The organism is Streptomyces sp. MBT65, from assembly GCF_016612545.1.
GTDB lineage: Bacteria > Actinomycetota > Actinomycetes > Streptomycetales > Streptomycetaceae > Streptomyces.
Genome location: NZ_JAENRY010000473.1, coordinates 1 through 5,259, shown reverse-complemented (window position 1 = coordinate 5,259; position 5,259 = coordinate 1). Strand labels below are relative to the sequence as shown.

9 protein-coding genes and 1 pseudogene are annotated in these 5,259 nt (G+C 67.5%); all 10 read right to left on the bottom strand.

From position 1 onward, the window contains the following. Positions 1–325: 325 nt before the first annotated feature. On the bottom strand, positions 326–817 hold the full coding sequence (locus tag JHN63_RS48465) for a GNAT family N-acetyltransferase (RefSeq protein WP_200691517.1): 492 nt from the start codon (positions 815–817) through the stop codon (positions 326–328). Positions 818–825: 8 nt separating this feature from the next. After that, entirely contained in the window at positions 826–1,095 is a 270-nt protein-coding gene (locus tag JHN63_RS48460; protein ID WP_200691516.1) for a DUF1778 domain-containing protein, read from the bottom strand. 140 nt (positions 1,096–1,235) lie between these two features. Then, positions 1,236–2,468, bottom strand: a complete 1,233-nt coding sequence (locus JHN63_RS48455; RefSeq protein WP_200691515.1) for a tyrosine-type recombinase/integrase — start codon at positions 2,466–2,468, stop codon at positions 1,236–1,238. 10 nt (positions 2,469–2,478) lie between these two features. Beyond that, positions 2,479–2,718, bottom strand: a complete 240-nt coding sequence (locus JHN63_RS48450; RefSeq protein ID WP_200691514.1) for an excisionase family DNA-binding protein — start codon at positions 2,716–2,718, stop codon at positions 2,479–2,481. Further along, positions 2,711–4,015 (bottom strand): replication initiator, encoded by a 1,305-nt coding sequence (locus JHN63_RS48445; protein ID WP_200691518.1) that lies wholly within the window; start codon positions 4,013–4,015, stop codon positions 2,711–2,713. The genes JHN63_RS48450 and JHN63_RS48445 overlap by 8 nt, the downstream gene beginning before the upstream one ends. Positions 4,016–4,168: 153 nt before the next feature. Next, the gene (locus JHN63_RS48440; RefSeq protein WP_200691513.1) at positions 4,169–4,411 is read right to left on the bottom strand and encodes a SpdD protein; all 243 of its coding nucleotides are present in this window, start codon (positions 4,409–4,411) and stop codon (positions 4,169–4,171) included. 25 nt (positions 4,412–4,436) lie between these two features. Next, a complete protein-coding gene (locus tag JHN63_RS48435) occupies positions 4,437–4,631 on the bottom strand; it encodes a hypothetical protein (RefSeq protein ID WP_200691512.1) in 195 nt (64 codons plus the stop codon). Positions 4,632–4,647: 16 nt separating this feature from the next. Then, entirely contained in the window at positions 4,648–4,839 is a 192-nt protein-coding gene (locus tag JHN63_RS48430; RefSeq protein WP_093628273.1) for a mobile element transfer protein, read from the bottom strand. Between the two features lies 1 nt (position 4,840). After that, positions 4,841–5,023, bottom strand: a complete 183-nt coding sequence (locus JHN63_RS48425; RefSeq protein WP_200691511.1) for a hypothetical protein — start codon at positions 5,021–5,023, stop codon at positions 4,841–4,843. A gap of 3 nt (positions 5,024–5,026) precedes the next feature. Next, a pseudogene (locus JHN63_RS48420) lies at positions 5,027–5,259 on the bottom strand (SpdA protein); the annotation flags it as partial.

Below are 5,259 nucleotides of genomic sequence, written 5' to 3'. Positions count from 1 at the left end.
CACGTTACTTACCGCCCTCTGAGGTGGCAACCAGGCAGAACGCGGCCGTCCGCCCGTCACCTCGTGGTCTCAGTTGCGGTCTCATTCGCCCACGTTCAGTGGCGTCCGGATGTCACTGAACGATCCGCCCCACCGCAGGTCAGAACGTTCCCGGCCTTGGCCGAACCCCTCGACGAACATTTGGAAAGCGTGTTGGGGGCAACCCCTCACGAGTTCGAATCTCGTATCCTCCGCCAGTGCCTCACCGGGCACGATGTCGAAGGGCCCCACCGTTCGCGGTGGGGCCCTTCGTCGTTGTCCGTCTCACTTTCCGTCTCAGTCGAGATCAGGGCGCGAGGTCGGCAGCGATGCTGGATAGCCTACGGAGAAGCCGGTCCGTACCAGGCATGGGCTGGAACCCATGCTTCTCATAGAAGGACGCGGCCTCCTCATCGATGGCGTCCACAACCACGACCCTCGCACCGACATGCCGACCCGCTTCGACGATACGTTCAAGCGCATCAGCCAGCAGTGCGCCGCCAAGCCCGCGGCCGTGATGGTCCCGGTGCAACGCAAGCTTGGCGAGCAACACCGCAGGAATCGGATCCCGAGCGTTGCCCCGAATACGGTTCGGGAGGCCTTCGGGCGCTACAACGTGCGCGGCAAGGCTGTAGTACGCGATCACCTCCCCGCTGTCCTCGCTGAGCACGAACGTCCGTGACGTTCGCTGACGCTCAACTGCGAGAGCACTGTTCTTGAGCCAGTCGTTCAGCGGAACCTTCCCGCAGTCGAAGGACTGGATGCTGTGCCCCGAATTCAGGGCCTCACTGACGTACACCGGGTTGACTACTTCCTCTTGATCAGGTCCCTGGCGCGTTCAGCAGCCCGAGTCAACGTTTCGTTGCGCTCGACAGGCTGGTCCAGTGCGGCCAGCAGCTCACTGAAGTACGACGATGGGACGACGGTCGCCTGGTGAGCGCGCAGGACCTCTCCTGCACGCTCAACCGCAGCGCGGCGGGCGAAGTCCGAGGCGGACTCCTCCACAAGTTCCGCCGCCGTCTCAATACGCTCCTTCACGTCTGGATCAAGGCGGAACTCAAATCGCGCGGTTCGCATGGGTGCTCTCCTCACTCCTTGGTCAGGCTCTCCTTGTTCTCTTCGTCTGCTGCTTGGTTGGCGCCTAGGCAGACGAAGAGAACAAGGAGAGCCACATCCCACTGTACGGACAATGTACGGACGCGTCTAGTGGGAAAGCCTCATACCGTCCCAGACCAAAGCGCGTCTCCGACTTGTTGGGCGACTCTACGGAGCATGGTCCCCGTCACGTGCATGTACCGAGCGCGCATCCGGGCCGCTCCCCCGGGCTCCCAACCCATGATCGAGTCGATCACGACGTCCGGGACCCCGAGGATCAGGAGCACGGTCGCGGCGGTGTGGCGAGCGTCGTGGAGACGGCCGTTCCGTACGCCCGCGTCCCGGAGAAGCCTCTTCCAGGTGTGGAAGTCCGTGTTAGGGCTGAGAGGACCGCCGATCGGCGAGGCAAAGACGTACCCCTTGCTCTCCCAATCGGTGCCGGCCGCGATGCGCTCCCGCTCCTGGGCTTCCTGGTGCTGACGGAGAATCTTGATCAGCGGGTCGGGAAGGCCAATGGTGCGTCGGCCCGCGCGTGACTTGGTGGACTTGTGCTCGCGCCGGGTCTGCTCCCGCTTGGGACAGTAACCGGCTTTCCGGCCACACGGGTTGGCACCGCAGCCATGCGCGTACTTCGGGCGGAGCCGGTTCTTGCGAATGCGGACATAACCCGAGGCAAGGTCGACGTCTTCCCAGTGCAGCCCCAGCGCTTCGCCCTGCCGGAGGCCGAGCGCCAGGGCGACGACCCACCGTGCGCTGTTGCGGAGCTTGGCCGCTTCGACGAGCAGGCTCTGAACCTCCTCGATCGTGAACGGCTCGATGTCCTCCTCTTCGAGTCGAGGCGCCTTGGCGATCTCGGCGGCGTTGGTCGGGACGTGTCCGCGCCGTACTGCCTCGCTTAGGGCGGTACGGACGGTGCGGTGCACGTGGTGTGCGGTGCCGGCCGCGCTGCCCTTGCTCTGCATCTTTTGGTAGAAGCGCTCCAGGTGCTCGGGCTCCAGCCGATCGAGTCGGTGGGCGCCGAGGCCCGGGACCAGGTGAACACGTACGTCCACCTCGTACCCGTCGTACGTGTTCTCGGAGACGTACGGCTTAGCGATGTTCTCGACCCAGTGCTCAAGCCAGCTCTGGACTGTCCATCCCTTGCCCGGCTTCCGCAGCTTCTTGTCGTCGCGGGCTCGCTCCATCTCGCGGACGGCCTTGGTCACTTCGGCCTTGGTCTTCCGCTCGATGTGACGGCGGTCGGGCTTGCCGTCGTCTTTGACACCGACGGTCACCCGGCCGTGCCATTTGCCGTCCTTGCCGAGGTAGATGGACGAGGCACCGTTGGGCTGGCGGGTGCGTTTCGTCTCTGCCATGTCGCCCCCCTCAGGCCGCTTCGGCGGGACGGCGGCGGAGTTGGGTGACGTATGCGGGCAACGCTTCGGTGGGTACCCGGCGGAGTCGGCCGACTGTGACGGATTCGATCTCGCCCGCGAGCACGAGCTTGAAGCAGGTCGTACGGCCGATACGGAGTCGCCGCGCTGCTTCTTCGACAGTAAGCAGGACCAAGGCCAGGTCGGCGGACTCCAGGTCCGGGGCAGCGGTGATGGCTCGCGGGTCAGCCACGGGTGGGCTCTCCTTCCGTGCCGGGGGCGGGTTCTAGGGATGTGGACAGCCAGGCTTCGGTGTCGGAAAGGCCGGTACCGGCGAAGACCCAGTGCGCAAGTACGTACGTGGTGTTGGTGGTGGGGCCGTTGGCGGGTGCGGCTTGTGCTCGGCGCCATTCGGCGCGGGCGTCTCGGAGAGCGCCGAGGGTGGTGGAGTAGCGGCGGGATTTGGTGGAGAAGTGGCCGCGGAAGCCGAGCATGTGGGCCCAGGCGCGCAGGCGGAGGTGTTCCAGGCTCTTGCGTGCGCCGAGGGTCCAGGCGGTGCGGATGAGGCGGCGGGCGTGATCGCTGATGTCGAGGTGGGCAAGTTCGGCGGCGAACTTGAGCGGGCGGTCGAGAGCGCCGCCGGTCGCGGTTTCGGCGCCCTTGGTGGCGTACTTGGCGATGTAGGCGGCAACGGCCCGCTCGCTCAGCTCCTGGCCGTCGTTGAAGTCAGCGGATCGGATGGTGCGGACGTCGAGTTGACGGCCGAAGGTGAAGGTGTGGGCGCGGCCGTCGATGATCGGGCCGTCGACCTGGACCTTGGATGCGGCGGCACGGATCGCGTCGATAAGCAGTTCGGCGGTGGCCCAGGGCGGGGGTGGGGTGTCGCCTCCGGTGGGGCCGTCGATGCGGATGACGGCGTGGAAGTGGACGGCTCCGCGCTTCTGGTACTCAGCGACCTTGGCGAAGGACACGCGCGCGTGGTCACGGAACCGACGCTGGGAGAGACCAGCCCGCTTGGCGACCTCTCGGCGCAGGTAGGTGGAGAAGCGTCGCCAGAGGGGACCAGCGTGCGCGTTCCAGAGGACAGCGGCGTCGTAGTCGTAGGTGTCCGGGTTGAGTGGGGTGCCGAGTACGTCGTCGTCCTGGTCGTGGTGGAGGCCGCAGCGGCAGGGTCGGCCGTCGGTGCGGCGGTTGTGGACCGGGCCGAAGCCGGGGGCCGTGAAGGTGGCAAAGACGCGGGGGTGGGTGGCGACGTGTTCGGGGGTGCCCTTGCCGCCGCGCAATCCTGCGGTGATCAGGTGGAATGTGTCGCGGCGGTAGACCTCGGAGCAGGCCGCGCAGCGGGTCGTACGGCGGTTGTTGCAGCGGACGAGGAGTTGGCCGGCCGGGAGGGTCGAGGAGTTGAGGTGGTGGAGGATGCCGCCGATCTCGCCGGTTGTGGTGTTGACGTCGTATTCGGTGCGGTGGCCGTCGAGGCGGATGGGGTTGGTGCAGCCGCCGAGGCTGGAGAGTTGGCGGAGGATACCCGGGAGGGTTCCTTGTGCGGCCAGGTTCGTGAGTTCGGGGAGTGGGGCCGGGGTGGGGCGGGTGAAGATGGCTTGCTCCTTCTGGCTGGCTCGGTCAGGAGAGACGGGCCCCGGGGCGGCGAAATGCTTGGTCGTGTGCCGCCGCCCCGGAGGCCAGGGGTCGAGGTCGGGAGTCGATCAGCGGCGGTGGTCGCGGAGCATCGAGCGCAGGACGACGGCGGCGATGGCTACGGAGATGGCCGTGACGGCGACGGCTGCCAGGAGCGCGGTGAGGACGACTCCGCCGACGACCAGGGCGACGACCGTGTTGCGGTCGATGGCGACCGGCGGGAGCGAGCGCCGTACGGGCACCGGGTCGGCCGGGGTGTGGGTGTGTGCGGGCGGCGGGGTCGGGTTGTCGGGGTACTTGGGCAGGAACACGGCGAACCCTTTCTCATCTACTCGTCTAGGCATGTGAGCCATTTACGACACCCACGCCGGAGCGCGTGCCGGACTCGATGGCGGGGGCGAGGAAGGTGTGCGAGAGCCAGAAGCCGAACAGGGCGATCAGGACGACGATCCAGGTACGGACGCCGAGGAACTTGACCGCTCCCCAGGCGAAGAAGCCGAGAACGACGACGAGCGGCAGGCTGACGGTCACGGGGTGGAACTCCCTTTCAGCGGACGGGGCAACGGTGGGTGTGCGCGGCCAGTTCGGCGGCGGCGCGGCTGTCGTAGTCGTGCGAGGCACCGCAGCGCGGGGCGGTGCAGGCGGCGGTGTGCTTCTCCTGGCCCCGGTCGTCGTAGGACGTGGCGACCTGGACGGGGCCGATGCGGATGACGTTGCGGAAGCGGCGGTTGGCGGGCAATTCAGTCCTCCTCTCGGCGGTGCGGTGCGGGGAACTCGGCGAGGATGCGGGCAGCTTGGGCAGGGTCCGAGGTCCGGTCGGCAGCTTCCTCGGCGAGGAGGCGGGCCAGTGCCCACCGGCTGCTGCGGGCCATCTCTCGGGCCGCGTCGAGGTAGTCGGCGGCGGTGTTGAAGGTGAGGGGCACGGGTCAACTTCCTGTCGGTGTGAGGTGGGCGGCGATGGCTTCGGCCATGGGCGCGGGGACGCCGAGGCGGGCGCGGAGGGTCGGGGTGTCGATGGGGGTTCCGGTTCGGGTGTGGTGCTCGGTGGCGACCTTGCGTGCGTGCTCGACCAAGGCGGCAGGGACCGACACGGCAGGGCGCTCGGGTGGTGCCTCAATGGCCGGTTGCGCTGGCATCTGAGAGGGCGGTATGTGACGTG